This is a genomic window from Allobosea rubneri, assembly GCF_032464875.1.
Classification (GTDB): Bacteria; Pseudomonadota; Alphaproteobacteria; order Rhizobiales; family Beijerinckiaceae; genus Allobosea; species Allobosea rubneri.
In genome coordinates this window covers 172,155-196,329 of sequence record NZ_JAWDID010000003.1, presented here as the reverse complement: position 1 = coordinate 196,329, position 24,175 = coordinate 172,155, and the positions used below count along the sequence as shown (strand labels likewise).

The window sequence follows — 24,175 nt, the reverse complement described above, 5'->3', positions numbered from 1 at the left end:
GTATCCACGGCTTGAACACGACACTGCCCAAAGGAAGACGTGGATGGTCGGGACAAACCCGACCATGACGGAAGAACTCGCGGACCGCTCGCCCTGTACCTTCCGCCCTTAATCGCCTAGAGGATGCCGCTTGGACAGGAGCGGCGGCTTGGCGAAGGGCGTGCATCACGAGTTCGGGGCCGGGGCAGGCCATGACGATGGCGAGGGATCGAGCGATCGTTCCTTCGGCTTCGTCTTCGCGGCCGTCTTCGCGCTGATCGGCCTCTACAATGCCTGGCATCACGGGCGAGCCTGGCCCTGGCTTGCGCTCATCGCGGCAGGCTTTCTTGCCGTTGCGCTGATCCGGCCTGCGCTGCTCGCGCGGCTGAACAGGCTCTGGATGAAATTCGGCCTGCTGCTGGCGATGATCATCAACCCGATCGTGCTCGGCATCCTGTTCTTTCTCGTCTTCACGCCGATGGCGCTGGTCGCCCGGCTGGTCGGCAAGGATTTTCTCAAGCTCAGGTCTCAGCCGGAGGCGAAGAGCTACTGGGTCGTCCGCGATCCGCCGGGGCCGGAACCGGTCTCGATGAAAGACCAGTTCTGACAGGGAAACACCGATGTCGTTCCTGCGCGAGTTCTTCCGCTTCATGGCGGCGCGAAAGAAGTTCTGGCTGGCGCCGATCCTCTTGATGTGCGTGCTGCTCGGCGGCCTGCTGTTCCTGACCAAGGGCAGCGCGATCGCGCCCTTCATCTACACGCTGTTCTGAGCCGCAGGCGGATGCGCATTCTCGGCATATCCGGGCTCTATCACGACAGCGCGGCTGCGCTGGTCGTCGACGGGTGGATTGAGGCGGCGGCGCAGGAGGAGCGCTTCACCCGCAAGAAGCATGACGCCGAGTTCCCGAAACATGCGGTCGAGTACTGCCTTTCGGTCGCCGGTTGCGGGCTCGACGAACTCGATGCGGTGGTCTTCTACGACAAGCCCTTCATCAAGTTCGAGCGCCTGCTCGAAACCTATCTCTCGTTCGCGCCGCGCGGCTTCCAGTCGTTCAAGATGGCGATGCCGCTCTGGCTGCGCGAAAAACTGTTCCAGAAGCAGATCATCGCCAAGGAGCTGAAGAAGCTCAGCCCCGGCTTCGATGTCGAGAAGCTGCTCTTCACCGAGCATCATCTCTCGCACGCCGCCTCCGCCTTCTATCCCTCGCCCTTCGAGGAAGCGGCGATCCTGACCATGGACGGGGTCGGCGAATGGGCGACGATGACGCTCGCCGTCGGCAAGGGCAACGATCTCAAGGTCCATAAGGAGCTGCATTTCCCGCATTCGCTCGGGCTGCTCTACTCGGCGGTGACCTATTATATCGGCTTCAAGGTCAATTCCGGCGAGTACAAGGTGATGGGGCTCGCGCCCTATGGCGAGCCGCGCTTCGCCAGGCTGATGCTGGAGAAGCTCGTCGACCTCAAGGAAGACGGCACCTTCCATCTCGACCAGAGCTACTTCAACTACAGCGTCGGTCTGACCATGACCAACGACAAGTTCGCCGCGCTGTTCGGCGAGCCGGTGCGCGGGCCGGAGCAGTTGCTGACCCAGTTCCACATGGACATGGCGGCCTCGATCCAGGCGGTGACCGAGGAGATCGTGCTGAGGCTCGCCCGTTCGGTGCGGGCCGAGACCGGTATGAAGAATCTCTGCCTCGCCGGCGGTGTCGCGCTGAACTGCGTCGCCAATGGCAAGCTGCTGCGCGAGGGCATCTTCGAGGGCTTGTGGATCCAGCCGGCGGCGGGCGATGCCGGTGGCGCGCTGGGCGCCGCGCTCGCGGGCTACCACCTCTTCCACGGCAAGCCGCGCGACGTCCCTGCCAAGGGCGACGCGATGCGCGGCAGCTATCTCGGCCCGGAATTCGGCCCGGCCCAGATCGAGGCCGAACTGACGACCGCCGGGGCGAAGTTCGAGGTTCTGGACGAAACCGCATTGATCGAGGCGACGGCGCAGGGTCTCGCGGACGGCAAGGCGGTCGGCTGGATGCAGGGGCGGATGGAGTTCGGCCCGCGTGCGCTCGGCGGCCGCTCGATCCTCGGCGATCCGCGCTCCCCGGCGATGCAGAAGACCCTCAATCTCAAGGTGAAATACCGCGAGAGCTTCCGGCCTTTCGCGCCGTCCGTGCTGCGCGAGGATGTCGCCGACTGGTTCGAGCTCGATGGCGACTCGCCCTATATGCTGCTGGTCGCCGATGTCCGCGAGGAATTGCGCCGCGAGATGACGGCGGAGGAAAAGGCGCTGTTTGGCATCGACAAGCTGAACGTGCCGCGCTCGAGCATTCCGGCCGTGACCCATGTCGACTATTCGGCCCGCATCCAGACGGTCCATGCCGAGACCAATCCGCGCTATCACCAGCTGATCTCGCGCTTCAAGGCGCTGACCGGCTGCCCGGTTGTGGTCAATACCTCCTTCAACGTCCGCGGCGAGCCGATTGTCTGCAGCGCGACCGACGCCTTCCGCTGTTTCATGGGCTCGGAGATCGAGCTCCTGGTCGTCGGCAACTGCATCCTGCGCAAGGAGGATCAGGACCCGGCGCTGAAGCTCGACTACAAGGAAGCCTTCGAGCTCGACTGAGGGACACGGGGATAAGATCGCAATCGATCCCCGCTGCTTTGGGAGCCCGCATAATCGGCCGGCATGGCGCGCCTCCCGCGTGCCGATCCGACCTTGCGAGGCCCCATGAGCGAAACCCCGCGTCTCGGCCTGCCCCTGCTCGCCGCCGGGCAGGCGCAGAAACATGTCACCCACAATGATGCGCTGATGCGGCTCGATGCACTCGTGCATCTGGTCGTCGCCAGCCGTACGCAGACCGCAGCGCCGGCGTCGCCGGCTGAGACCACGGCCTATATCGTCCCGGCCGGCAGCAGCGGCGTCTTCGCCGGTCGTCAGGACAATCTCGCCATCTTCGAGGACGGTGGCTGGAGCTTCCTGCCGCCGCGCGCCGGCTGGCAGGCCTGGGTGAGCGACGAAGCAGAGCACCATGTCTGGACCGGCACGCAATGGCGCCGCTCGCAGCCCGAAAGCAGCCAGGGCGCAGCGCTCTGGGGCGTGAACGCAACGGCCGATACGACGAACCGGCTTGCCGTGTCGGCCGACGCCACATTGTTCAACCATGCCGGCACCGATCACAGGCTCAAGCTCAACAAGGCGAGCGCGGCGCAAACGGCAAGCCTGCTGTTCCAGGACAATTGGTCCGGCCGGGCCGAGATCGGGCTCGCCGGTGACGATCAGTTCCGGATCAAGGTCAGCGCCGACGGCGCGAACTGGACCGAGGCGCTGGTCGTCGACCGGGCGAGCGGGCTGGTCAGCTTGCCGGCGAGCGACTGGGCGCGCGACGTGCCGCGGCCGAACCTGCTGATCAACGGCGACTGGCAGGTCAACCAGCGTGGCTTCGCCGGTGGAGCGCTGACGGCGGGCGCATTCGCCTATGACCGCTGGAAGGCGCATGCGGGTGGCGCCACGCTCAGCCGCAGCGGCTTCGATCTGAGCCTGACCTCCGGCGCGATCCAGCAGATCGTCGAGCCGGCGCTCTGGGGCGTGTCGTCCTTCGCCTCGACGCCGCTCTGCCTGTCTGTCGAGGACCTGAGCGGCGGTGATCTCGAGGTGACGCTCGGCAGCGTCTCGGGAACGATCACCGCCGGAAGCGGCCGGCGCTTCGTCGTCTTGACGCCGGCGGTCGGCGACAGCGGCAATCTCGCGGTCCAGATCGCCCCCTCGGCGGGAGCGGTTACATTCCGTGCGATCAAGCTCGAAACGGGAAACGCGCCGAGCCCATGGCTGGCGCGCAATCAGACGCAAGAGCGGCAGCTCTGCGAGCGCTATCATTGGCGCCCGGGCATGCCGGTCCACCTCGACTGCTATCATGCCGCCTTTGGCTACATGCAGCAGCTGCTGAAGTTTCCGGTCGCGATGCGGGCGATGCCGGCCGCAAGCTACACGGTCATTGCCGAGGCCAACATCTATGGTGGCGAGAGGTGGATCACGCCGAACTCCACCGCCATTGCGGTCGCCTCGATCCGCGCCTCGGCGGAGGGACGCACCTATGCCAGCTTCGACGAGATCGCCTTCGACGCCGAACTCTGATCGGTGGGCCGTTCAGGGCGCAGCTCGTCCCGCGTGATCGCGCGGTCATCGATCCTGCCGATTGGACGGGCGCGGTGCCCTGGCTCGATCAGGCCTTGAAGACGTTCGCTGCGCCGAAGCCCTTGCGGGCGCAGACATTGCGGGTATCGACCACGAGCTTCGCATTGGCGACGATCGAGGCGTAGTCGACATCGTCATGGTCGGTCGCGATCAGCACGGCATCATAGCCGGCGAGCGCCTCCTTGCCGATCGGAACGCTCTTGCGGCCGGTCAGCTCGGGGTGCTCGCGGGTCGGCGTGATCACCGGGATGAAGGGATCGTGGAAGGCGACCTTTGCGCCGCGCTTCTCGATAAGCTCGATCAGCTTGAGCGAGGGGCTCTCGCGCATGTCGTCGATGTTCTTCTTGTAGGCGATGCCGAGGATCAGGATCCTGGCATCGCTGAGATTCATGCGGCCCTCGGAATCGAGCAGCCGGGCGAGCTGGTCGACCACCTGATAGGGCATGCGGGTGTTGATTTCGCCGGCAAGCTCGATGAAGCGGGTCGTGATGTCGTATTCCCGCGCCTTCCAGGTCAGATAGAACGGATCGATCGGGATGCAGTGCCCTCCGAGCCCCGGTCCCGGATAGAAGGGCATGAAGCCGAAGGGCTTGGTCTTGGCGGCGTCGATCACCTCCCAGACGTCGATGCCCATCGCGGCGTAGACCGTCTTCAGCTCGTTGACGAGCGCGATGTTGACGGCGCGAAAAATGTTCTCCGTGAGCTTCACCGCTTCTGCCGTCGCGGTCGAGGAAACCGGCACAGCCTTGACGACGAGGGCGCCGTAGAGCGCCAGCGACATCGCCAATGCGTCGGCGCCGTCGCCGCCGACGATCTTGGGAATCGTCGACGTCCCGAAATCGGGATTGCCGGGGTCCTCGCGCTCCGGCGAGAAGGCGAGGAAGAAGTCCTTGCCACTCGTCAGCGCGCTCGTGCTTTCGAGGATCGGTCGCATGACCTCCTCGGTCGTGCCGGGATAGGTGGTCGATTCCAGCACGACGAGCTGGCCCTTGCGGAGGCGCTGAGCGATCGCCTCCGTCGTTCTGACGACATAGGACAGGTCGGGTTCGCGATATTTGGTCAGCGGCGTCGGCACGGCGATGAGCAGCGCATCGGGCTCGCCAAGCCGGTCGAAATCGGTCGTTGCGACAAAGCGGCTGGTGCGGGTTCCCTCGACGATCAGGTCCATCGGGATATGCTTGATCGCGATCTGGCCGGCATTGAGCGCATCGACGCGCTTCTGGTCGATGTCGAAGCCGATGACCTTGATGCCCTGCCGGAGCGCTGCGAGTGCGAGCGGGATGCCGACATAGCCGAGACCGATGACCCCGATCACGATGGAACGGTCATCGACACGCTCGATGAACTGCTCGGCCACTGAGGACGTCACGGAACCTCCGGGAAATGCGGCGAAACACGCGACCACGCGCTTTCGTGCCGAGGCTGTCCCAGAGTTGCCGGGCGTCGTCAACAGCGGGCAATGCCGCGCCTCGACGCCCGGCAGCAGCTCTCAGTGAATTTCCGGCTCCGCCACCTTGGCCGTGCCGGTGAGGTAGTCGAAATCGCAGCCCTTGTCGGCCTGCTGGATGTGGGCGGCCGACATCTTGCCATAGCCGCGGGCATAGTCGCGGTCGGGCGGCGTCCAGCTCTTCAGGCGCTCGGCGATCTCGGTGTCCGTCAGATTGACCGAGATGCTGCGCGCCTCGACATCGACGCTGATGATGTCGCCGGTCTTCACCGCCGCGAGCGGGCCTTTGATATAGGCTTCCGGAGCGATGTGCAGGACGCAGGCGCCGTAGCTGGTGCCGGACATGCGGGCGTCGGAGAGCCTGAGCATGTCGCGCACGCCCTGCTTCAGCAGCTTCTTCGGGATCGGCAGCATGCCCCATTCCGGCATGCCGGGGCCGCCGACTGGGCCGCAATTCTTCAGCACCATGATGTGATCGGCGGTGACGTCGAGGTTCTCGTCGTTCACGGCCTTCATCATCGCATCATAGTCCTCGAAGACGAGGGCGGGGCCGGAGTGCTTCAAGAGGCGCGGCTCGGCGGCGGAAGGCTTGATGACGCAGCCATCGGGGGCGAGGTTGCCCTTGAGCACGGCGAGCCCGTTGGCGGTCGAGACCGCCTTGTCGAGCGGGCGGATGACGTTGTCGTCATAGACCTGGGCGAGGGCGATCGTCTCCGAAATCGGCTTGCCGGTGACGGTCATCGCGTCGGTATGGAGCTTGCTCTCGAGCTGCTTCAGCAGGGCAGGGAGCCCGCCGGCATAGAAGAAATCCTCCATCAGGAACTCGCCGGAAGGCCGCAGGTTGGCGATCACCGGCACCTTGCGCGAGAATTCGTCGAAATCGTCGGGGGTGAGCGGCACACCGGCGCGCCCCGCCATGGCGACGAGATGGATGATCGCATTGGTCGAGCCGGCGACCGCCATGTGGACGGTCAGCGCGTTCTCGAAGCTCTTGCGGGTCAGGATGCGGTCCGGCGTCAGGTCTTCCCAGACCATTTCGACGATGCGCTTGCCGGCAGCCGCCGCCATGCGCGGATGGGCGGCGTCGGCGGCGGGGATGGCCGAGGCGCCGGGAAGGGTGAGGCCAAGCACCTCGGCATGGCTCATCATGGTCGCGGCGGTGCCCATCACCATGCAGGTGCCGTGCGAGCGCGCGATGCCGCTCTCCATATCGCGCCACTGGTCGTCGGAGATGTTGCCGGCCTCCTTCTCGGCCCAGTACTTCCAGACGTCCGCGCCGGAACCCAGCACCTTGCCGGCCCAGTTGCCGCGCAGCATCGGCCCGGCCGGCACGAAGATGAAGGGGAGCCCTGCACTGCAGGCCCCCATGATCAGGGCCGGCGTGGACTTGTCGCAACCGCCAAGCAGCACCGCGCCGTCGAGCGGATGGGAGCGGATCGATTCCTCCGCCTCCATCGCCAGGAAGTTGCGATAGAGCATGGTCGTCGGCTTCTGGTACTGCTCGGAGGCCGACATCACCGGGATCTCGACCGGGAAGCCGCCGGCCGCCCAGACCGCGCGCTTCACGGCCTCGGCACGGTCGCGCAGATGGGTGTGGCAGGGGTTGATCTCGGACCAGGTATTGAGGATGCCGATCACCGGCTTGCCCATGAACTCGTCATGGTTCAACCCCATCTGCAGGGCCCGCGAGCGATGCCCGAAGGAGCGCAGATCGCTCGCCCCGAACCAGCGTTTCGAGCGCAGCGTGTCGGGCGTCTTGCGGGGATGGGACATCGGCGTTTCCTCGAATTCTTGGTGTTCTAAGTTTTGCTCATGACGGGCACTGCCGTCATGCTCGCCCTTGTGGCGAGCATCCACGTCTTGAACACCGCGCTTGGCGAAGGAAGACGTGGATGGTCAGGACACGCCCGACCATGACGATGAGGCGCTACTCCGCCGCCGCCCGCTGGCCACCCCAGCTCGAAACAATCGCCCGCAGCTCGGCGCGTTCGCTCTCGTTGAGCTCGGGGAGACCGGGCAGCCGCACCGGGCCGACATTCGTGCCGAGCAGGCCGAGCGCTTCCTTGACCACGGTGACATTGGCGCCATTGCCGTATTTCGTCCTGAGCTTCTCGAAGCCGGCAATGGCGTCGACCTCGCGGCGCGCGGTGCCGTAGTCGCCGGCCTCCAGCGCCCGCCAGACCGCCAGCGAGCGCTCGGGCGCGACATTGATCAGGCCAGAGGTAAAGCCGCGCGCGCCGAGCGCGTAGAAGGGCGCGGCCCAGCCCTCGGCGAGGCCGCAGATCCAGTTGGCGCTGGAGCCTTCAGTCTCGCGGACGCAATCAGCCAGCAGCATCATATTGGACGAGGCGAACTTCACGCCGGCGACGTTCGGGTGGTTGGCGACGCGGGCGAGATCCTTCACGCCGATCGCATCGGAGCGGACATAGGCGACGAGCGGGATCTCCAGCGCCTCGGCGATCGCCAGGAAATAGTCTGCCTGGGATTGCGGCGCGGCGAAGGGGTCGAGCGGGTGATGCACCATCACGGCATCGCAGCCGGCCTTGGCGGCGAGCCTGCCGGTCGAGACCGCCTCGCGCAGGGAACGGCCGATGCCGGCGGTGACCAGCGCCTTGCCGGCGGCGGCCTCGGCCGCGACGGCGTGGCTGCGCACCACCTCGTCGGTGGTCATCGGATAGAACTCGCCGGTATTGCCGGCCGAGACGATGTTGTGGATGCCGGCTTCGGCGATCCCCCGGACGATCTTGCCGGTCAGCGCCCAGTCGGCCTCGCCATCGCTCTTCCAGGCGGTGACGTGCACGCCCGAAATGCCGCGCAGCGCCTCGCGCACCTTCCGCTGCTGTCCGCTCTCATTCGTCATAGGCCAATCCTTCCGCGTCGGCGCCGAAGACCTGGCGCACATGACTCTTGGCGGAGCGCACGATGTGGCTCCGCATCCTCTGCTCGGCCAGCGCCGGGTCATGGGCGGCGAGCGCTTCGAAAATGCCCTTGTGCTCGACATAGCCCTGGCGCCGTTCGGCCGGCTCGCCGAGCAGGGCGATGCGCTGGGCGTGGTCGTACATGCGCTGGCCGTCGAGCCGGCGCTCCAGATAGGCGCAGCCGGAAATGCGGTGGATCATGCCGTGATAGGCCTCGTTCAGGTTGACGAGGTCTTCGAGCGCACTGTGCTCGGTCGCGTGCGCCATCTCGTCGATCAGCCGCGCCATCTCGGCGATCTCCGCGTCGCCGATCCGGTTGGCCGCGATATGGGCCATGACGCTTTCGAGCGCGGCGCGGCCGAGCGCCATTTCCAGCGCCTGCCTTGCCGAAAACTCGACGAAGACGCCGCGGCGCGCCTCGGTGCGGACAAGGCCCTCGCTTTCGAGCTTGCGGATCGCGTCCTTCACCGGGGTGGTCGAGACGCCGAGCAGATCGGCAAGATGCCGCTCGTTCAACCGTTCGCCATTGCGGAAATTGCCCGCGACGATCGCCCGGCGCAGGCGCTCATGCACATGCTCGCGCAGCGAGCGCAGCAGGTGCGGAGAGACAGGTTCGATCGCGAGCAGGTCTGACATCGGGGCTCCAGCCATCCGTCGGCCGATCCCTTGTGCGGGCCGCGCCGGACAGCGCCATTCCGCATCAGTCACCACAAAGCGCAAGCTGTATCAAGTCTGAAATTTCAGATTTCAAATCTCAAACCCCGTGCTATGGGAAGGGCAAGACGCCCGAACGAGGCGCGGCCCGAAAGCACGCGGCAGGGCGGGAAACACAGAAGGGGAGGAACAGATGACGAAGTTCACACGCCGGGCCTTGCTCGCCGGCGCGGCCAGCCTGATCGCGGCGCCGGCCCTGGCGCAGTCCGCCTATCCCGGCAGCAAGGTCGTCACCATCGTGGTGCCCTTCGCCGCGGGCGGTACGACCGATTTGCTCGGGCGCATCCTGGCCGACCGGCTCAGTGCCCGTCTCGGCGGCAAGTTCATCGTCGAGAACCGGGTCGGCGCCGGCGGCAATACCGGGGCTGCGGCGGTCGCCCGCTCCGAGCCCGACGGCTACACGCTGACCATGGGCACGGTGTCGAGCCATGCGATCAATCCCGGCGTCTATGCCAAGATGCCCTATGACCACATCAAGGATTTCGCGCCGATCTCGCAGGTGGCGAGCGTGCCGAACATCCTGATGGTCAATCTCGACCTGCCGGCCAAGACGGTGCCGGAGCTGATCGAGCTGCTGAAGAAGAACCCCGGCAAATACTCCTTCGGCTCGTCCGGCGCCGGCACCTCGACCCATATGGCCGCCGAGCTGTTCAAGGTCGCGACGGGCACCGACATGGTGCATGTGCCCTACCGCTCCAGCGGGCAGGTGACGCAGGACCTGCTCTCCGGCCAGATCCAGCTGACCTTCGACAACATCACCATCGCCTGGCCGCATGTCGAAGCCGGCAAGATCCGCGCTCTCGCCACGGCGACGCCGAAGCGGCTCGCGGTCGCGCCCGACCTGCCGGCGCTCTCCGAGTTCATCCCGGGCTACGACGCCAGCTCCTGGCACGGCTTCTTCGCGCCTTCGAAGGTGCCGCCGGAGATCGTCGCCAAGCTCTCGACCGAGACGCAGGCGATCATGCGCGAGCCCGCCGTGATCGAGCAGCTCAAGAAGCTCGGCGTCGACGCGGTCGGCTCCTCGCAGGCCGAGTTCACCACCCATATCGCCAACGAGACCAAGCGCTGGGCCGAGGTGGCGCAGAAGGCGAATGTCAGGATCGAGTGAGCGGCGGGTTCGCCGCTAACCTCGCCCGTCATTCCGGTCGCAGCGAAGCGGAGAGCCGGAATCCATCACAGGGCTCACCTCAAGATGGATTCCGGAGCTGCGCGGCTGACGCCGCTTGGCCGGAATGACGATCCTGACGCTGATTGAGTCGTGGCCTGAACGAGGACGCCTGCCAATGACATCGACTGCCCTGACGCCTGAGAACCGCGAGAAGCTCAAGCGCGTCTCGACCGCGACCCTGACCACCGCCCTGTTCAAGCGCGGCTTTCGAAACGTCTTCATCCAGGATGTGCGCCCGCTCGATCCCAAGGCGCGTATGGTCGGCGAGGCCTATACGCTGCGCTACATCCCGGCGCGGGAGGATCTCGACCATCTCGGCGTCTTCGCCGGCACCGAGCATCCGCAGCGCGTCGCGGTCGAGGCCTGCCCCCCCGGCCATGTCATGGTGATCGACAGCCGCAAGGACCCGCGAGCGGCCTCTGCCGGCTGCATTCTGGTGACGCGGCTGATGCAGCGTGGCGTCGCCGGGATCGTCACCGATGGCGGCTTCCGTGACAGCCCCGACATCGCCGCGCTCGGCATCCCGGCCTACCACAACCGGCCGAGCGCTCCGACCAACCTGATCCAGCATCACGCGCTCGACCTCAACGCGCCGATCGGCTGCGGCGACGTCCCGGTCTATCCGGGCGACATCATCGTCGGCGACGGCGAGGGCGTCTGCGTCATCCCCGCCCATCTCGCCAACGAGGTCGCGGCCGAGGCCTATGAGCAGACGGCCTATGAGGATTTCGTCGAGGAGAAGGTGTGCGAGGGGCGCGGCATTTTCGGGCTCTACCCGGCCAATGACGAGACCAAGGCCGAATTCGCGCGATGGCGCCCCGGCTGGAAGTAGCCGTCGGTCGCGGCATCAGCCGCGCGAGCAGGAAAGCAAGCGAGGGCCGATCATGAAGAGGGTGCCGTACAGCAGCACCCGTGAACGCAGCAACACAAGCAAGCATGGGAGAACGCAATGGAAGATGCCTCTCGCCGTCAGTTGCTGAAGGGAGGGCTCGCTGCGGCGGCGAGCCCGATGCTCGCCATTCCGGCGCTCGCCCAATCCTTCCCGTTCACGCCGAACCAGCGCTATCCCGATCCGGCGGTCGAGATCCTCGATCCGAGCTTCGCGAAGTACCGGATCTATTCGAGCACGGTCGAGCAGCTCGGCAGCGGCATGCGCTGGGCCGAGGGGCCGGTCTACTTTCCGGAAGGGCGCTACGTTCTCGTCAGCGACATCCCGAACAACCGGATCATGAAATATGACGAGGCGAAGAACGGCTTCACCGTGTTCCGCGACAACGCCAACTACGCCAATGGCAATGCCCGCGACCGGCAGGGCCGGCTGATCACCTGCGAGCATTCGGTGACGCGGCGCGTCACGCGGACCGAGAAGAACGGCAAGATCACGGTGCTCGCCGACAAGTTCGAGGGCAAGCGCCTGAACGCGCCCAACGATGTCGTCGTCAAATCGGACGACACGATCTGGTTCACCGACCCGCTTTTCGGCATCAACGGCGAATGGGAGGGGGCGCGCGCCAAGCCCGAGCAGGCGACGACCAATGTCTACCGGCTCACGCCGGACGGAAAGCTGACGGCCGTCATCACCGATCTCGTCAATCCCAACGGACTCGCCTTCTCGCCGGATGAGAAGAAGCTCTACGTGGTCGAATGGCGCGGCACGCCGAACCGCAGCATCTGGAGCTATGACGTCGCCGCCGACGGCAAACTCGCGAACAAGGTCAAGCTGGTCGACGCCGCCGATTTCGGCGCGCTCGACGGCTTCAAGGTCGACCGCGACGGCAATCTCTGGTGCGGCTATGGCAGCAATGGCGCGCTGAATGCCGAGCCGAGCGATGTCGGCGGGCGCAAGGTCCATACGCTCCGGGGCAGATCGGAGGATCTCGACGGGGTGATGGTGTTCAGCCCGGCGGGCAAGCCGCTCGCCTTCATCCGCCTGCCGGAGCGCTGCGCCAATCTCTGCTTCGGAGGGCCCAAGGGCAACCGGCTCTACATGGCGAGTTCGCACTCGCTCTACGCCTTTTATGTCGAGGCGCACGGCGCGGTCTGACGAGCACTCGACAAGGGCTCCGACCTGACGACGAAGGGCCGGCGACCGCGGAGGTCGCCGGCCCTTCCTGCCTTTTCGGGAGTCAGCTCTTCAGGAAGGCGAGCATGTCCTGGTTGAGCCGGTCCTTGTGCGTGTCGGAGAGGCCGTGCGGGGCCCCCTCATAGACCTTCAGCACCGCATGCGGGACGAGCTTCTTCGAGGCGCGGCCGGCGGCGTCGATCGGTACGATCTGGTCGTCGTCGCCATGGACGATCAGCGTCGGCCTGTCGAACTTCTTGAGGTCCTCGGTGAAGTCGGTGGCCGAGAAGGCCGCAATGGAGTCATAGGTGTTCTTGAAGCCGCCCTGCATGCCCTGCGCATACCAGGCATCGATGATGCCCTGGCTCGGCTTCGCGCCCGGCCGGTTGTAGCCATAGAAGGGTCCGGAGGCGATGTCCTTGTAGAGCTGGCCGCGATCGGCGATCTGGCCGGCGCGGATGCCGTCGAAGACGTCGATCGGCAGGCCGCCGGGATTGGCAGGGGTCTTCAGCATCAGCGGTGGTACCGCCGAGACCAGTCCGAGCCGGGCGACACGCTTGGTGCCATGGCGGCCGACATAGCGCGCCACCTCGCCGCCGCCGGTCGAGAAGCCGAATGCCGAGACATCGCGCAGGTCGAGCGCCTCGATCACCTCGGCGAGGTCGTCGGCATAATGGTCCATGTCGTTGCCGTCCCAGGGCTGGCTGGAGCGGCCATGGCCGCGCCGGTCATGGGCGACGACGCGGAAACCGTTGTTGGCGAGGAAGAAGGCCTGGTTCTCCCAGCTGTCGGAGGAGAGCGGCCAGCCATGGCTCAGCGTGACGACCGGGCCGTCCTTCGGACCCCAATCCTTGAAATAGAGGCTCACGCCTTCACGGGTGGTGACATAGCTGCCGGCGACGGTCGGCTTGGCATTGGCGGTCATGATCGTACTCCCTGGCTCGAGGGCCCGGCTTCCGGGCGGATCGCATTGCAGATCTATAAATCGCTCACGATTAGATCGTGAGCGATTTATATTCGGATCTTTTCCAAGCTGTCAATCCCTTGCGATCAGATCGCGCACGATTTACCTGGGGCGCAAAGGAGACAGCCACATGACGACCGGACCTGCCGCCGCGAGTCCAGCCCTCAGGCTCGACAATTTCCTCTGTTTCGCGGTCTATACCGCCGGCCACGCCTTCAACCGGCTCTACAAGCCGTTGCTCGAGGCGCTCGGCCTGACCTATCCGCAATATCTCGCCATGGTCGCGCTCTGGGAAAAGGACGACCAGACCGTCGGCGAACTCGGCGAAAAGCTCTTTCTGGAATCGAACACGCTGACGCCGCTGCTGAAGCGGCTCGAAGGCATGGGTCTGGTCACGCGGGTCCGGGACAAGGCCGATGAACGCCAGGTCCGGCTGCAACTAACCGAGGCGGGCAGGGCGCTGCGCGAAAAGGCGGAGACGGTGCCGCCCTGCGTGCTCGATGCGGCGGGGATGACGGCCGCCGATGCCGGCGCGCTGACCGAGGCGGTGACGAAGCTGCGCGATACGCTGCTGCGGCGGGACTAGGCTTCGGCCTCGCCGACCAGCTCGCGCACCATCGGCACGACCTTGCCGCCATAGAGCGCGATGCAGCGCATCATCCTGTCATGCGCCAGCGGCCCGGCGCTGATCTTCAGCTGGAAGCGCGAGAGGCCTAGCCCCTTGACGGTCGTCGCGATCTTGCGCGCGACCGTCTCGGGCGAGCCGAGATAGAGCGAGCCGCCGGCGACCTCGCGCTCGAACTCCTCGCGCGTCAGCGGCGCCCAGCCGCGCTCGCCGCCGATCCGATCGCGCATCTGCTTGTAGGCGGGGAAGAACTCCTCGGCGGCCTCAGCATCGCTCTCCGCGATATAGCCGGGCGAATGCACGCCGACGGGTCGCACGGGGCGGCCGAGGCGCTCGAAGGCATCGCGATAGAGATCGACGAAGGGCCGGAAGCGCAGCGGCGGCCCGCCGATGATGGCGAGCATCATGGGCAGGTCGTAGCGCGCGGCACGGACCACCGATTCCGGGCTGCCGCCGACGCCGATCCAGGTCGCGAGCCCGCCCTTCTCGATCGGCGGGAAGACTTGTTGGCCCTGGAGCGGCGGGCGTAAGCGCCCCTGCCAGGTGACGCTCTTCTTGCTGATCAACTCGGCGAAGAGGTCGAGCTTCTCCTCGAACAAGGCCTCGTATTGGCGCAGGTCGAAGCCGAAGAGCGGGAAGGATTCGGTGAAGGAGCCACGGCCGAGGATGACTTCGGCACGTCCGTTCGAGAGTGCGTCGACGGTCGAGAAGCGCTGGAAGACGCGGATCGGGTCGTCCGAGCTCAGCACGGTGACGGAAGAGCCGAGGCGGATGTAGCTGGTGCGGGTGGCGATGCCGGCGAGCACGGTCTCGGGCGACGATACCGAGAAATCGGCACGGTGATGCTCGCCGATGCCGAAGAAATCGATGCCGAGCCCATCGGCGAGTACGGCCTGGTCGACGAGGTCGCGGATCACCTGCGCATGCGGCAAAAGCTTGCCGTCCGAGCCGACGGTGACGTCGCCGAAGGTGTCGAGGCCAAGCTGGAGACCGGCCCCGCCGCGGGGCATATCTTCAGGCGTTTCGAGCATGGCGGGACCGTTCCTCGGGAGGGCGGAGGGGAGGGTTCGAGCGCCATTGCCTAGCATGGGGCGGGGAGGGCGCCGCATGCATTTGTGAAAGCCGTCGCTTTCCCGGATCGGTCGCCCGGGTTGCGCTCTGGTGCTTCCGGCTGCGCTAGCGGGCCGAGCCTTCCTTGCCGTCGAAGGCCTCCTGCGCCTTTGCGATCCGGGCCTCGTGCTCGATCGCCCAGAGCCCGAGCTGCTCGACGGGCTCACGCAGCGAATGGCCGAGCTCGGTCAATTCGTAATCGACGCGCGGCGGCTTGCTCGGGATGACTGTTCGCCTGACCAGTCCGTCCCGCTCCATGCCTTTCAGGGTAAGCGTCAGCATGCGCTGCGAGATCGTGCCGATGGCCCGCTTGATCTCGTTGAAGCGGCGCGGACCGTTGCGCAGCGCCATCACGATCAGCACGCTCCATTTGTCGCCGACCCGCGCCAGGATCTGACGGACGGGCCAGCACATCTCCAGCAATCCGCCGGTCTCAGGTAACACCGGTGTGCCTCCTTGCAGCGTTCCTGGCAGTCACAATATGAGGCCAGGTTACGAAAATATACTGATCGAAGGGTGCGGCAACAAGCGGCGCCCTTCGCGAAGGAGGGATCATGGAACTGGGAATCTACAGCTTCGGCGATGTTCAGCGCGATGCGGCGACGGGCGAGCTCGGCTCGACCGCGCAGGCGACGCGCAACCTGCTCGAAGCGATCAAGCTTGCCGACGAAGTCGGGCTCGATTTCTTCGGGATCGGCGAGCACCACACCCGCGAAATGCCGGCCTCGGCCGCAACCGTGGTGCTCGGCGCCGCGGCCAGCGTGACGAAGCAGATCAAGCTCGGCAGCGCGGTGACGGTGCTCAGCACCGACGATCCGGTGCGCGTCTACCAGCAGTTCGCGACGCTCGACGCGCTGTCGAACGGCCGGGCCGAGATAACCGCCGGGCGCGGCTCGTCGACGGAATCCTTTCCGCTCTTCGGCCATAGCCTGAACGATTACGACGAGCTCTTTGCCGAGAAGCTCGATCTCCTGCTCGACATCAACGAAAACGAGACGGTGAGCTGGAAAGGTAAGCACCGGCCGGCGCTGAACGACGCGCTGGTCGTGCCGCGTCCCGACAGCGGCACGCTGCCGATCTGGCTGGCGACCGGCGGCAATCCGCAATCCTCGGTGCGCGCCGGGCTGCTCGGCCTGCCGATCTCCTATGCGATCATCGGCGGCCAGGCCGCGCGTTTCGCGCCGCTGGCGGAGCTTTATCGCCGCGCCGGTGCCCAGGCGCAGATTCCGGCCTCCGAGCTCAAGATCTCGGTCGCAAGCCCGGGCTTCGTCGGCGAGGACGCGAGCAAGGCCAAGGAGCAGTTCTGGAGCCACTGGCATGCGGTGATGGAATCGATCGGCAAGATCCGCGGTTTCGCGCCGCCGCCGCGCCACCATTACGATCTTGAGGCGAGCGGCGCCGGGGCGCTGTTCGTCGGCGACCCCGAGGAAATCGCCCGGCGCATCGTCACCCTGCACGGGCAGATCGGCCATATGCGCCAGTTCTTCCAGATGGATGTGGGGCATCTCCCGCAGAAGGATTTTCTGCGTTCGATCGAGTTGCTCGGCACGCGGGTGAAGCCGCTGGTCGATGCCGAACTCGGGGCAAAGCTGGCTGCTTAAGGAGACGCCGATGCGAGACGTTGCGAAGACCATCGGCATCCTCGGCGCGGGACGCGTCGGCACCGCGCTTGCGCGCCGCGCCGTCGCGGCCGGCTACGAGGTCCGGGTGGCGACGGCAAAGCCCGTGGCGGAGATCGCGCTGCTGCTGGAGATCATGGCGCCCGGCGCCAGGGCTGACGATGCGGAAGCGGTGGTCGCCGGCTCCGACATCGTCATCCTGGCGCTGCCCTTGTCGAAGTACCGCGCTCTGCGGCCGGAGCTGTTCGCCGGCAAGGTCGTGGTCGACGCGATGAACTATTGGGCGCCGACCGATGGGGTGATTCCCGAATTCGAGGGCGCCGGCTCCAGCAGCGAGGTGGTCCAGGACCATCTTGCCGGAGCCCGGCTCGTGCGCAGCTTCAACCATATGGGCTATCACGAGATCGACGAGGCGGCGCGGCCTGCGGGCGATCCGCAGAGGCGGGCGCTCGCGCTGGCGGGCGACGATGGCGAGGCCCGCGATCTCGTCGCCGGCTTCATCGATCGCATCGGCTTCGATCCGGTCGATGCCGGTCCGCTCGCGGCGAGCCGGGGTTTTGCTACGGGTGGTCCGATCTTCGGCGCGAGCCTCGGGCGCAGCGAAATGCGGCGGCGCCTGCAGGAGGCTGCGCTCGCGGCCTGATAACCCGTCGGCGTCGCGGCCCGGTTGCATGCGCCGGCTGGAAGCATGAGAGAGTGAGGGCGCCCCGGTCGCGAAGGCCCGGGGCGCGCCGGCAGAAAGGACGAGTGACCTGACATGACCAGTGGGATCCACCATCTCACCCTGATCACGCGCGACGTGCAGGCCAATGTCGATTTCTATGCCGGCTTTCTCGGCCTGCGGCTGGTGAAGCAGACCGGCGGCTACGAGGATGCCGAGCAGCTGCACCTGTTCTATGGCGACCGGCTGGGCACGCCGGGCTCACTGATCACCTTCCTGGTCTGGCAGGACGGGTCGCAGGGCCGCGTCGGCCATGGCCAGGTCAGCGAGATCGCGCTCGCGGTGCCGCCGGCCAGCATCGGCTTCTGGCTGACGCGGGCGCTGACACGGCAGGTGCCGGCCGAGGGGCCGCGGCAGGAGTTCGGCGAGCCGGTGCTGCGCCTGCGCGATCCCGACGGCGTGGTGGTCAAGCTGGTCGGCACGGAAATGCCGGCCGCTGCGCCCTGGGCATCGCCCGGCATCGAGCCCGGCGATGCGGTGCTGCGCCTGCGCGGGGCGACGATCCTCACCGAGACGCCGGAGGAGACCGCCCATTTCGTTGGGCGCTTCGGCTATGAACCCGCGGCGAAGGCCGATGGTGTCCAGCGCCTGATCTCGGAGAGTGGTGACGTGATCGATATCCGCGAGGCGGGCGGCTTCTGGCCGGGCGCGCCGGGAACCGGCGTCGCCGACCATGTCGCGTTCCGGGCGCCCGACGTGGAAGCGGTCGCGGCGGCGGAGGCTTCGATGGCGCGCCTCAACTCCTCGATCACCAACCGCCACGACCGGAAATACTTCACCTCGCTCTATGTGCGCGAGCCCGGCGGCACGCTGATCGAACTGGCGACGGACGGGCCGGGCTTCACCATCGACGAAACCGAGCAGGCGCTCGGCACGACGCTGATGGTCCCGCCTTCCGACGCCGAGCGAGCCGAGGCGATCCGGGTGATGCTGCCGCAATTCGCACGGCCGGGCGAGCCGCGCCCGACCTATCGCGACCTGCCCTTCGTCCACCGCTTCCATGTCCCGGCCGAGGACGACGGCAGCACCATCGTGCTCCTGCACGGCACCGGCGGGAACGAGGCCGACCTGATGCCGCTCGCCCACCGAGTCGCGCCGCAGGCGACCCTGCTCGGCCTGCGCGGGCGCAGCACCGAGGAGGGGACGGCGCGCTGGTTCCGGCGGTTCGGCGAAGGCAGGTTCGACCAGGGCGACATCCACGCCGAGGCGGCGGCCTTCGCCGCCTTCGTCGAGGAGGCTTCACGGGCCTACGGGCTCGACCCGGCCCGCACGACCTGGCTCGGCTATTCGAACGGCGCAAACTTCCTCGCCGCGGCGATGCGGCTCCATCCCGGCCTGATCAGCCGCGCCGTGCTGCTGCGCGCCGTCGATGTGCTCGAGGAGCAGCCCCCTGCCGATCTTTCGGACAGCGCGGCGCTGATCGTGGCTGGCGAGGCCGACCCCTATGCTCCAGGGGCCGAGGCGCTGGCGGAAGCGCTCCGCAAGGCGGGCGGCAAGGTCGAACTGGCGCAGATCGACGCCGGTCACGCGCTGTCGGACGCCGATGTCGTCACGATCAGGACCTGGCTCGCGGCCCGCTGACAGGGCCGGGAGGCGGCAGGCCAACACCGGCAAGCCGTCCTGCCGGGCCAGACGAGCGGGTAGGGCGCCGCGCGGATCTACCGCGGCAAGGCAGGCGGATGCGTCAGCCGGCCTTGCCGCCCAGCGACTCGCGTTCCTTCAGCAGCGTGTTGAGCCGCTGCTGGAGATCGTCCAGCCGTGCGGCCAGGCTCTCTTCCGTCGCGGCTCCCGATGCGGCGGTTGCCTGCTCCATCAGGTCGGAAATGGTCCGTCGGAGAAGCGCGATCCGTTCGTCCAAGGTTGTTGCGGAGTCAGACACAGGCCATCACTCCTTCCGTTTCGCCAACGCACGCAAAGGCGACGGCGTCGCTGCAGCTCCGCCAGCAGATCACCGGGCTTCGCTTTTGTACAGATGACCTGCGGGCGCGGGCGGCCAGGAGCCATCTTGCCCTTCTTCCGTGTCGGTAGTCGCGGCGGATGAACGGGACGGATAGGGCGCATGCCGACGCATGCCATCCTGCTTCAAACGCTTGATACGGCTCGGGCTGGAAGCCCCTCGTGGAGAAGACCAATTGGCGCTACTATTCGCTTGCGCTCAGTCGAACCGACGAATGCGCGTCTGTGACCTCAGGGTTCGTGACATGCTGTCCGGCATCGAGAGGACAGCCCATCCCGGCCGGGAGGTCGCAGCGACACCGCTGCTATGACGCGAAGCGCCCGCGGCGCTTAGGCCTGAGATCGTTCCCGTTCCGCTTGCCCGAAGGGCTTGGAGGAGGCTGGCGTGGGTCTTGTGCTCGACAAGGTACGTCGCGACGTTGGAGCGCAGACGCATATCCATGAGACGAGTTTGCGGCTTCCGCCGGGCACCATGACCGTGCTGCTTGGCCCGACACTCGCCGGCAAGACCTCGCTGATGCGGCTGATGGCCGGCCTCGACAGGCCGACATCGGGGCGGATCCTGGTCAATGAAGGCGGCCGAGAGAAGGACGTGACCGGGACCGCGGTCCGCGAGCGCTCGGTCGCGATGGTCTACCAGCAGTTCATCAACTACCCCAATCTCAGCGTCTTCGAGAACATCGCCTCGCCGCTTCGGGTCAAGGGCCTGCCGAAGGCCGAGGTCGACAGCAAGGTGCGGGCAATGGCGCGTCTCATGCAGCTCGAGCCCTTCCTCGCGCGGATGCCGCTCAATCTCTCGGGCGGGCAGCAGCAGCGGACGGCGATGGCGCGCGCGCTGATCAAGGGAGCCGACCTCGTCCTGCTCGACGAGCCGCTCGCCAACCTCGACTACAAGCTGCGCGAGGAACTGCGCGAGGAACTGCCGAAGATCGTGCGGCTGTCGAATGCGACGGTCGTCTACGCCACGACCGACCCGCAGGAGGCGCTGCTGCTCGGCGACCATACCGCCACGCTCTGGCAGGGCCGGGTGACGCAGTACGGGCTGACGGCGGCGGTGTATCGACAGCCACAGGATCTGATCACGGCGCGCATATTCTCCGATCCGCCGCTCAACATCCTGCCCATCACCAAGAGAGGCGCCGACATCATCCTGCCCGATGGCGCGAGCGCTCCCGCGACGGGAGCGCTGGCCGGGCTGGCGGATGGCGGCTACCAGGTCGGCTTCAGGGCACATCATCTGGGACTGCAGGCTGCGGCCGGACCCGGCCTAAGCTTTGACGGCACGGTGATCGTCTCGGAGATCGCCGGCTCCGAGAGCTTCATCCATGTCGAATGCGCAGGAGCGCGCTGGGTCGCACTTGTGCCCGGGGTCCAAGAGCTGGAACCTGGGGCCGCAATTTCCGTCCATGTCGACCCGGCGACTGTCTTCGTGTTCGATTCCGACGGGCGGCTCGCTCACGCCCCGGCCTTCCTCTCGGCTGCTTGAGGAGAGCTCCATGGCGCGCATCGAACTTTCCGATCTCGCGCATTCCTACAGGCGGGGCGCCTCGGATCTCGGCGATTTCGCCCTGAAGCCGATGACCCTGACCTGGCGCCAGGGCGGCGCCTACGCCCTGCTCGGCCCTTCCGGCTGCGGCAAGACCACGCTGCTCAACATCATCTCGGGCCTGCTCGTCCCGTCGCATGGCCGCGTGCTGTTCGACGGCCGGGATGTTTCGCACCTGCCGACGGAGGCCCGCAACATCGCCCAGGTGTTCCAGTTCCCGGTCGTCTACGACACGATGACGGTCTACGAGAATCTCGCCTTCCCGCTGCGCAATCGCGGCATGATGGGCGGGACGGTCGATCGCCGTGTCCGTGAAATCGCGGCGCTTCTGGATTTGACCGAGGAGCTGAACCGCAAGGCGCGAGGCCTGACGGCGGACGCCAAGCAGAAGATATCGCTCGGCCGCGGTCTCGTACGCCCCGACGTTGCAGCCATCCTGTTCGACGAGCCTTTGACCGTCATCGACCCCCAGCTGAAATGGGAACTGCGTTCAAAGCTCAAGGCCCTGCACAGGGCGCTCGACCTCACCATGATCTACGTGACGCATGATCAAACCGAGGCGCTGACCTTCGCCGACACAGTGGTGGTGATGCATGACGGAAGGGTCGTGCAGGCGGGGCGGCCGGACGAATTGTTCGAGAAGCCTGCCCATACCTTCGTCGGCTATTTCATCGGTTCGCCGGGCATGAACGTGCTTCCTGCCTCGGTCGCGGGCAACCACGCCCAGGTCGCCGGAGCGACGATCGAACTGCCGCAGAGTTACGAGATTCCCGCCGGCAAGCGGATCGAGATCGGGATCAGGCCGGAATTCGCCATGCTCGCCCGCCCCGGCGAGGGCTTGCCGGTCAGGGTCGAGCGCATCGATGATCTCGGCCGCTCCCGGCTGGCGCGCCTGCGCCTGCGAGAGCATGCGGTCGCCGCGGGTGTGCCGGACGGGCTCGGCGAGATCGGCGAGACCGCGGGGCTCATTCTCCAGCCCGGTCACATCCATGTCTACGCCGATGGCGCACGCCTGGACGGAAGGGCGTGATGGACAAGCCCTATGACAATCGCGCCTGGCTCCTCGTCCTGCCGGTGCTTGCCATCGTCGCCTTCTCGGCGGTGATCCCGCTGATGACCGTGGTCAACTATTCCGTGCAGGACACGTTCGGCAACAACCAGTTCTTCTGGAACGGCACCGGCTGGTTCAGGGAGCTGCTCGACCCGTCGAGCGACCTTGGCGGCCGCGTGCGCGACTCGCTTTGGCGCAACCTTCTGTTCTCGGCGATCATCCTCGCGATCGAGGTGCCGCTCGGCATCGCGGTCGCGCTCGCCATGCCGCGCGAGGGCTGGAAGGTGGCGGCAACGCTGGTGCTGATGGCGATGCCCCTGCTCGTGCCGTGGAACGTCGTCGGCACGATCTGGCAGGTTTTCGCGCGGGGCGATATCGGGCTGCTCGGCTACACGATCAACCGTCTCGGCATCGACTACAACTATGTCGCCGATCCGCTGGCGGCCTGGATCACCATCATCGCGATGGATGTCTGGCACTGGACCTCGCTGGTCGCGCTGCTCTGCTATGCCGGCCTGAAGTCGATCCCCGACGCCTACTACCAGGCGGCGCGTATCGACGGCGCCAGCCGCTGGGCGGTGTTCCGCTTCATCCAGCTGCCGAAGATGCGGCGCGTGCTGATCATCGCCGTGCTGCTGCGCTTCATGGACTCGTTCATGATCTACACCGAGCCTTTCGTCGTCACGGGCGGCGGCCCGGGCAACTCGACGACCTTCCTGTCGATCGAACTCGTGAAGCTCGCGCTCGGCCAATTCGACCTCGGCAAGGCCGCGGCGATGTCGATCGTCTACAACCTGATCATCCTCGCCGTGTGCTGGGTCTTCTACACGGTGATGACCAATCTCGATGTCGAGCGCCGGCGCCCGCCGGCCGATGGATGAGGGCGGCCGATGTCGACGGACAGTCTCAGCCGGGCCGCCGCGCTCCCCGCCGCCGGGGCGACGCCGAAGGCGCGCTCGGCCTTCCGCTTCAATGGCGGCGCGCTGACGCTCGGCCTGTACCTGATCTTCCTGACCCTGCCGATCTACTGGCTCATCGTGATGAGCCTCAAGACCAATGCCGAGATCAATTCGGGCATGACGCTCTGGCCGCGCGAGATCACTTTCGCGAACTACCGGACAATCTTCACCGACCCGTCCTGGTATTCCGGCTATATCAACTCGCTGAGCTACGTGGTCATGAACACGGTGATCTCGATCACCCTGGCGCTGCCGGCGGCCTATGCCTTCTCGCGCTACCGCTTCCTCGGCGACAAGCACCTGTTCTTCTGGCTGCTCTCGAACCGGATGGCACCGCCGGCGATCTTCGCCCTGCCGTTCTTCAACCTCTACTCGGCGATCGGCCTGTTCGACACGCCGCTCGCGGTGGCTCTGGCCCACTGCCTGTTCAACGTCCCGTTGGCCGTGTGGATCCTCGAGGGCTTCATGTCGGGCGTCCCGCGTGAAATCGACGAGACCGCCTATCTCGACGGCTACTCCTTCCCGCGCTTCTTCGTGCGGATCTTCGCTCCGATCATCGCCAACGGCATCGGCGTCACCGCCTTCTTCTGCTTCATGTTCTCCTGGGTCGAGCTGCTGCTGGCGCGAACCCTGACGACGGTGAACGCCAAGCCGATCGCCGCGACGATGACGCGCACGGTCTCGGCCGCCGGCATGGACTGGGGACTGCTCGCCGCCGCCGGCGTGCTGACGCTGATCCCCGGCGCGCTCGTGATCTGGTTCGTCCGAAACTACATCGCCAAGGGCTTTGCCCTGGGGAGGGTCTGATGCCCGGCTTTGCCTCGATAGATCTGGCGTGGATGGCGTGGACGCAACAGACCGGGCTGTTCTTCGCCGGGCTCTTCGGCCTGCTCGGGCTGATGACGGCGCTGGCGATCTGGCGGCCGGAGCTCGAGCGCGTCGGGGTGCTCGGCATTCCGACGACGCGCGGCGACCGCCTCTTCCTGAGCCTGCTGGGCTCGGCCTTCATCCACCTTGCCTGGCTGGGCCTCATAGGCGCCGATCTCTGGTGGGCGACCGGCCTTTCGCTTCTCTACGCCGCGGCGGTTTTCCGCTTCGTCTGACTACCCACGGAGGCTGTTCTCGGACGACCACTGCCTTCGCAACAAGAAGC

The 24,175-nt window shown here is 66.5% G+C and carries 24 protein-coding genes; 16 read left to right on the top strand and 8 right to left on the bottom strand.

The window, feature by feature from the left end; all coding sequences use genetic code 11:
• Positions 1-148: 148 nt before the first annotated feature.
• The 4 genes from RKE40_RS03780 to RKE40_RS03765 all read left to right on the top strand — a co-directional run bounded on the left by RKE40_RS03780 (position 149) and on the right by RKE40_RS03765 (position 4,102).
• Positions 149-586: an SxtJ family membrane protein gene (locus RKE40_RS03780; protein WP_316016898.1), complete on the top strand. Its 438-nt coding sequence runs from the start codon at positions 149-151 to the stop codon at positions 584-586.
• Positions 587-599: 13 nt separating this feature from the next.
• Complete coding sequence (locus tag RKE40_RS03775; RefSeq protein ID WP_184231721.1) at positions 600-749, top strand: DUF5989 family protein; 150 nt, start codon at positions 600-602, stop codon at positions 747-749.
• Positions 750-760: 11 nt separating this feature from the next.
• Positions 761-2,593, top strand: coding sequence for a carbamoyltransferase family protein (locus tag RKE40_RS03770; protein WP_316016897.1), 1,833 nt, complete (start codon positions 761-763; stop codon positions 2,591-2,593).
• A gap of 105 nt (positions 2,594-2,698) precedes the next feature.
• Positions 2,699-4,102, top strand: a complete 1,404-nt coding sequence (locus RKE40_RS03765) for a DUF2793 domain-containing protein (RefSeq protein WP_316016896.1) — start codon at positions 2,699-2,701, stop codon at positions 4,100-4,102.
• Between the two features lie 88 nt (positions 4,103-4,190).
• Here RKE40_RS03765 and RKE40_RS03760 read toward each other — a convergent pair whose 3' ends face one another.
• The 4 genes from RKE40_RS03760 to RKE40_RS03745 all read right to left on the bottom strand — a co-directional run bounded on the left by RKE40_RS03760 (position 4,191) and on the right by RKE40_RS03745 (position 9,163).
• Positions 4,191-5,531: a nucleotide sugar dehydrogenase gene (locus RKE40_RS03760; protein WP_316016895.1), complete on the bottom strand. Its 1,341-nt coding sequence runs from the start codon at positions 5,529-5,531 to the stop codon at positions 4,191-4,193.
• 120 nt (positions 5,532-5,651) lie between these two features.
• Positions 5,652-7,382, bottom strand: coding sequence for an L-arabinonate dehydratase (araD, locus tag RKE40_RS03755; RefSeq protein ID WP_316016894.1), 1,731 nt, complete (start codon positions 7,380-7,382; stop codon positions 5,652-5,654).
• A gap of 154 nt (positions 7,383-7,536) precedes the next feature.
• A complete protein-coding gene (locus RKE40_RS03750) occupies positions 7,537-8,469 on the bottom strand; it encodes a dihydrodipicolinate synthase family protein (RefSeq protein WP_316016893.1) in 933 nt (310 codons plus the stop codon).
• Positions 8,459-9,163: a GntR family transcriptional regulator gene (locus tag RKE40_RS03745; protein WP_316016892.1), complete on the bottom strand. Its 705-nt coding sequence runs from the start codon at positions 9,161-9,163 to the stop codon at positions 8,459-8,461. Before RKE40_RS03745 ends, RKE40_RS03750 begins: the two co-directional genes overlap by 11 nt.
• Positions 9,164-9,374: 211 nt before the next feature.
• On the opposite strand from RKE40_RS03745, the gene RKE40_RS03740 reads away from it, so the two are divergent.
• From RKE40_RS03740 to RKE40_RS03730, 3 genes are all read left to right on the top strand, one after another.
• Entirely contained in the window at positions 9,375-10,349 is a 975-nt protein-coding gene (locus RKE40_RS03740; RefSeq protein ID WP_316016891.1) for a Bug family tripartite tricarboxylate transporter substrate binding protein, read from the top strand.
• Positions 10,350-10,524: 175 nt separating this feature from the next.
• The gene (locus RKE40_RS03735; RefSeq protein WP_316016890.1) at positions 10,525-11,241 is read left to right on the top strand and encodes a ribonuclease activity regulator RraA; all 717 of its coding nucleotides are present in this window, start codon (positions 10,525-10,527) and stop codon (positions 11,239-11,241) included.
• A gap of 177 nt (positions 11,242-11,418) precedes the next feature.
• Positions 11,419-12,453 (top strand): SMP-30/gluconolactonase/LRE family protein, encoded by a 1,035-nt coding sequence (locus RKE40_RS03730; protein WP_316016955.1) that lies wholly within the window; start codon positions 11,419-11,421, stop codon positions 12,451-12,453.
• 82 nt (positions 12,454-12,535) lie between these two features.
• Here RKE40_RS03730 and RKE40_RS03725 read toward each other — a convergent pair whose 3' ends face one another.
• Positions 12,536-13,396 (bottom strand): alpha/beta fold hydrolase, encoded by an 861-nt coding sequence (locus RKE40_RS03725; RefSeq protein ID WP_316016889.1) that lies wholly within the window; start codon positions 13,394-13,396, stop codon positions 12,536-12,538.
• Between the two features lie 169 nt (positions 13,397-13,565).
• Between RKE40_RS03725 and RKE40_RS03720 the strand changes: the two genes are divergently transcribed.
• The gene (locus RKE40_RS03720; RefSeq protein ID WP_316016888.1) at positions 13,566-14,021 is read left to right on the top strand and encodes a MarR family winged helix-turn-helix transcriptional regulator; all 456 of its coding nucleotides are present in this window, start codon (positions 13,566-13,568) and stop codon (positions 14,019-14,021) included.
• On the opposite strand, the gene RKE40_RS03715 is transcribed toward RKE40_RS03720, so the two are convergent.
• Entirely contained in the window at positions 14,018-15,091 is a 1,074-nt protein-coding gene (locus RKE40_RS03715) for an LLM class flavin-dependent oxidoreductase (RefSeq protein WP_316016887.1), read from the bottom strand. The two genes, RKE40_RS03720 and RKE40_RS03715, sit on opposite strands and share 4 nt — an antisense overlap.
• A 145-nt stretch (positions 15,092-15,236) precedes the next feature.
• Positions 15,237-15,584, bottom strand: a complete 348-nt coding sequence (locus RKE40_RS03710) for a winged helix-turn-helix transcriptional regulator (RefSeq protein WP_316016954.1) — start codon at positions 15,582-15,584, stop codon at positions 15,237-15,239.
• Positions 15,585-15,724: 140 nt separating this feature from the next.
• Here RKE40_RS03710 and RKE40_RS03705 point away from each other — a divergent pair, with 140 nt between their 5' ends.
• The 3 genes from RKE40_RS03705 (at position 15,725) to RKE40_RS03695 (ending at position 19,091) form a co-directional block, all read left to right on the top strand.
• Entirely contained in the window at positions 15,725-16,771 is a 1,047-nt protein-coding gene (locus tag RKE40_RS03705) for an LLM class flavin-dependent oxidoreductase (RefSeq protein ID WP_316016886.1), read from the top strand.
• Positions 16,772-16,781: 10 nt separating this feature from the next.
• Positions 16,782-17,432 (top strand): NADPH-dependent F420 reductase, encoded by a 651-nt coding sequence (locus RKE40_RS03700; protein ID WP_316016885.1) that lies wholly within the window; start codon positions 16,782-16,784, stop codon positions 17,430-17,432.
• Between the two features lie 114 nt (positions 17,433-17,546).
• Positions 17,547-19,091: a VOC family protein gene (locus tag RKE40_RS03695; RefSeq protein WP_316016884.1), complete on the top strand. Its 1,545-nt coding sequence runs from the start codon at positions 17,547-17,549 to the stop codon at positions 19,089-19,091.
• A gap of 103 nt (positions 19,092-19,194) precedes the next feature.
• Here the strand turns inward: RKE40_RS03695 and RKE40_RS03690 are convergent, their stop codons facing one another.
• Positions 19,195-19,389, bottom strand: coding sequence for a hypothetical protein (locus RKE40_RS03690; protein WP_316016883.1), 195 nt, complete (start codon positions 19,387-19,389; stop codon positions 19,195-19,197).
• Positions 19,390-19,851: 462 nt separating this feature from the next.
• On the opposite strand from RKE40_RS03690, the gene RKE40_RS03685 reads away from it, so the two are divergent.
• The 5 genes from RKE40_RS03685 to RKE40_RS03665 are packed head-to-tail and all read left to right on the top strand — an operon-like array spanning position 19,852 to position 24,125.
• The gene (locus RKE40_RS03685) at positions 19,852-20,952 is read left to right on the top strand and encodes an ABC transporter ATP-binding protein (protein ID WP_316016882.1); all 1,101 of its coding nucleotides are present in this window, start codon (positions 19,852-19,854) and stop codon (positions 20,950-20,952) included.
• 10 nt (positions 20,953-20,962) lie between these two features.
• Complete coding sequence (locus tag RKE40_RS03680) at positions 20,963-22,042, top strand: ABC transporter ATP-binding protein (RefSeq protein WP_316016881.1); 1,080 nt, start codon at positions 20,963-20,965, stop codon at positions 22,040-22,042.
• Positions 22,042-22,944 (top strand): carbohydrate ABC transporter permease, encoded by a 903-nt coding sequence (locus tag RKE40_RS03675; RefSeq protein ID WP_316016880.1) that lies wholly within the window; start codon positions 22,042-22,044, stop codon positions 22,942-22,944. The genes RKE40_RS03680 and RKE40_RS03675 overlap by 1 nt, the downstream gene beginning before the upstream one ends.
• Positions 22,945-22,953: 9 nt before the next feature.
• Positions 22,954-23,829 carry a carbohydrate ABC transporter permease gene (locus tag RKE40_RS03670; RefSeq protein ID WP_316016879.1) on the top strand — a complete coding sequence of 292 codons (876 nt, stop codon included), beginning with the start codon at positions 22,954-22,956 and terminating at the stop codon, positions 23,827-23,829.
• Between the two features lie 32 nt (positions 23,830-23,861).
• Positions 23,862-24,125: a DUF2160 domain-containing protein gene (locus RKE40_RS03665; RefSeq protein ID WP_316016878.1), complete on the top strand. Its 264-nt coding sequence runs from the start codon at positions 23,862-23,864 to the stop codon at positions 24,123-24,125.
• The last annotated feature ends 50 nt before the right edge of the window (positions 24,126-24,175 follow it).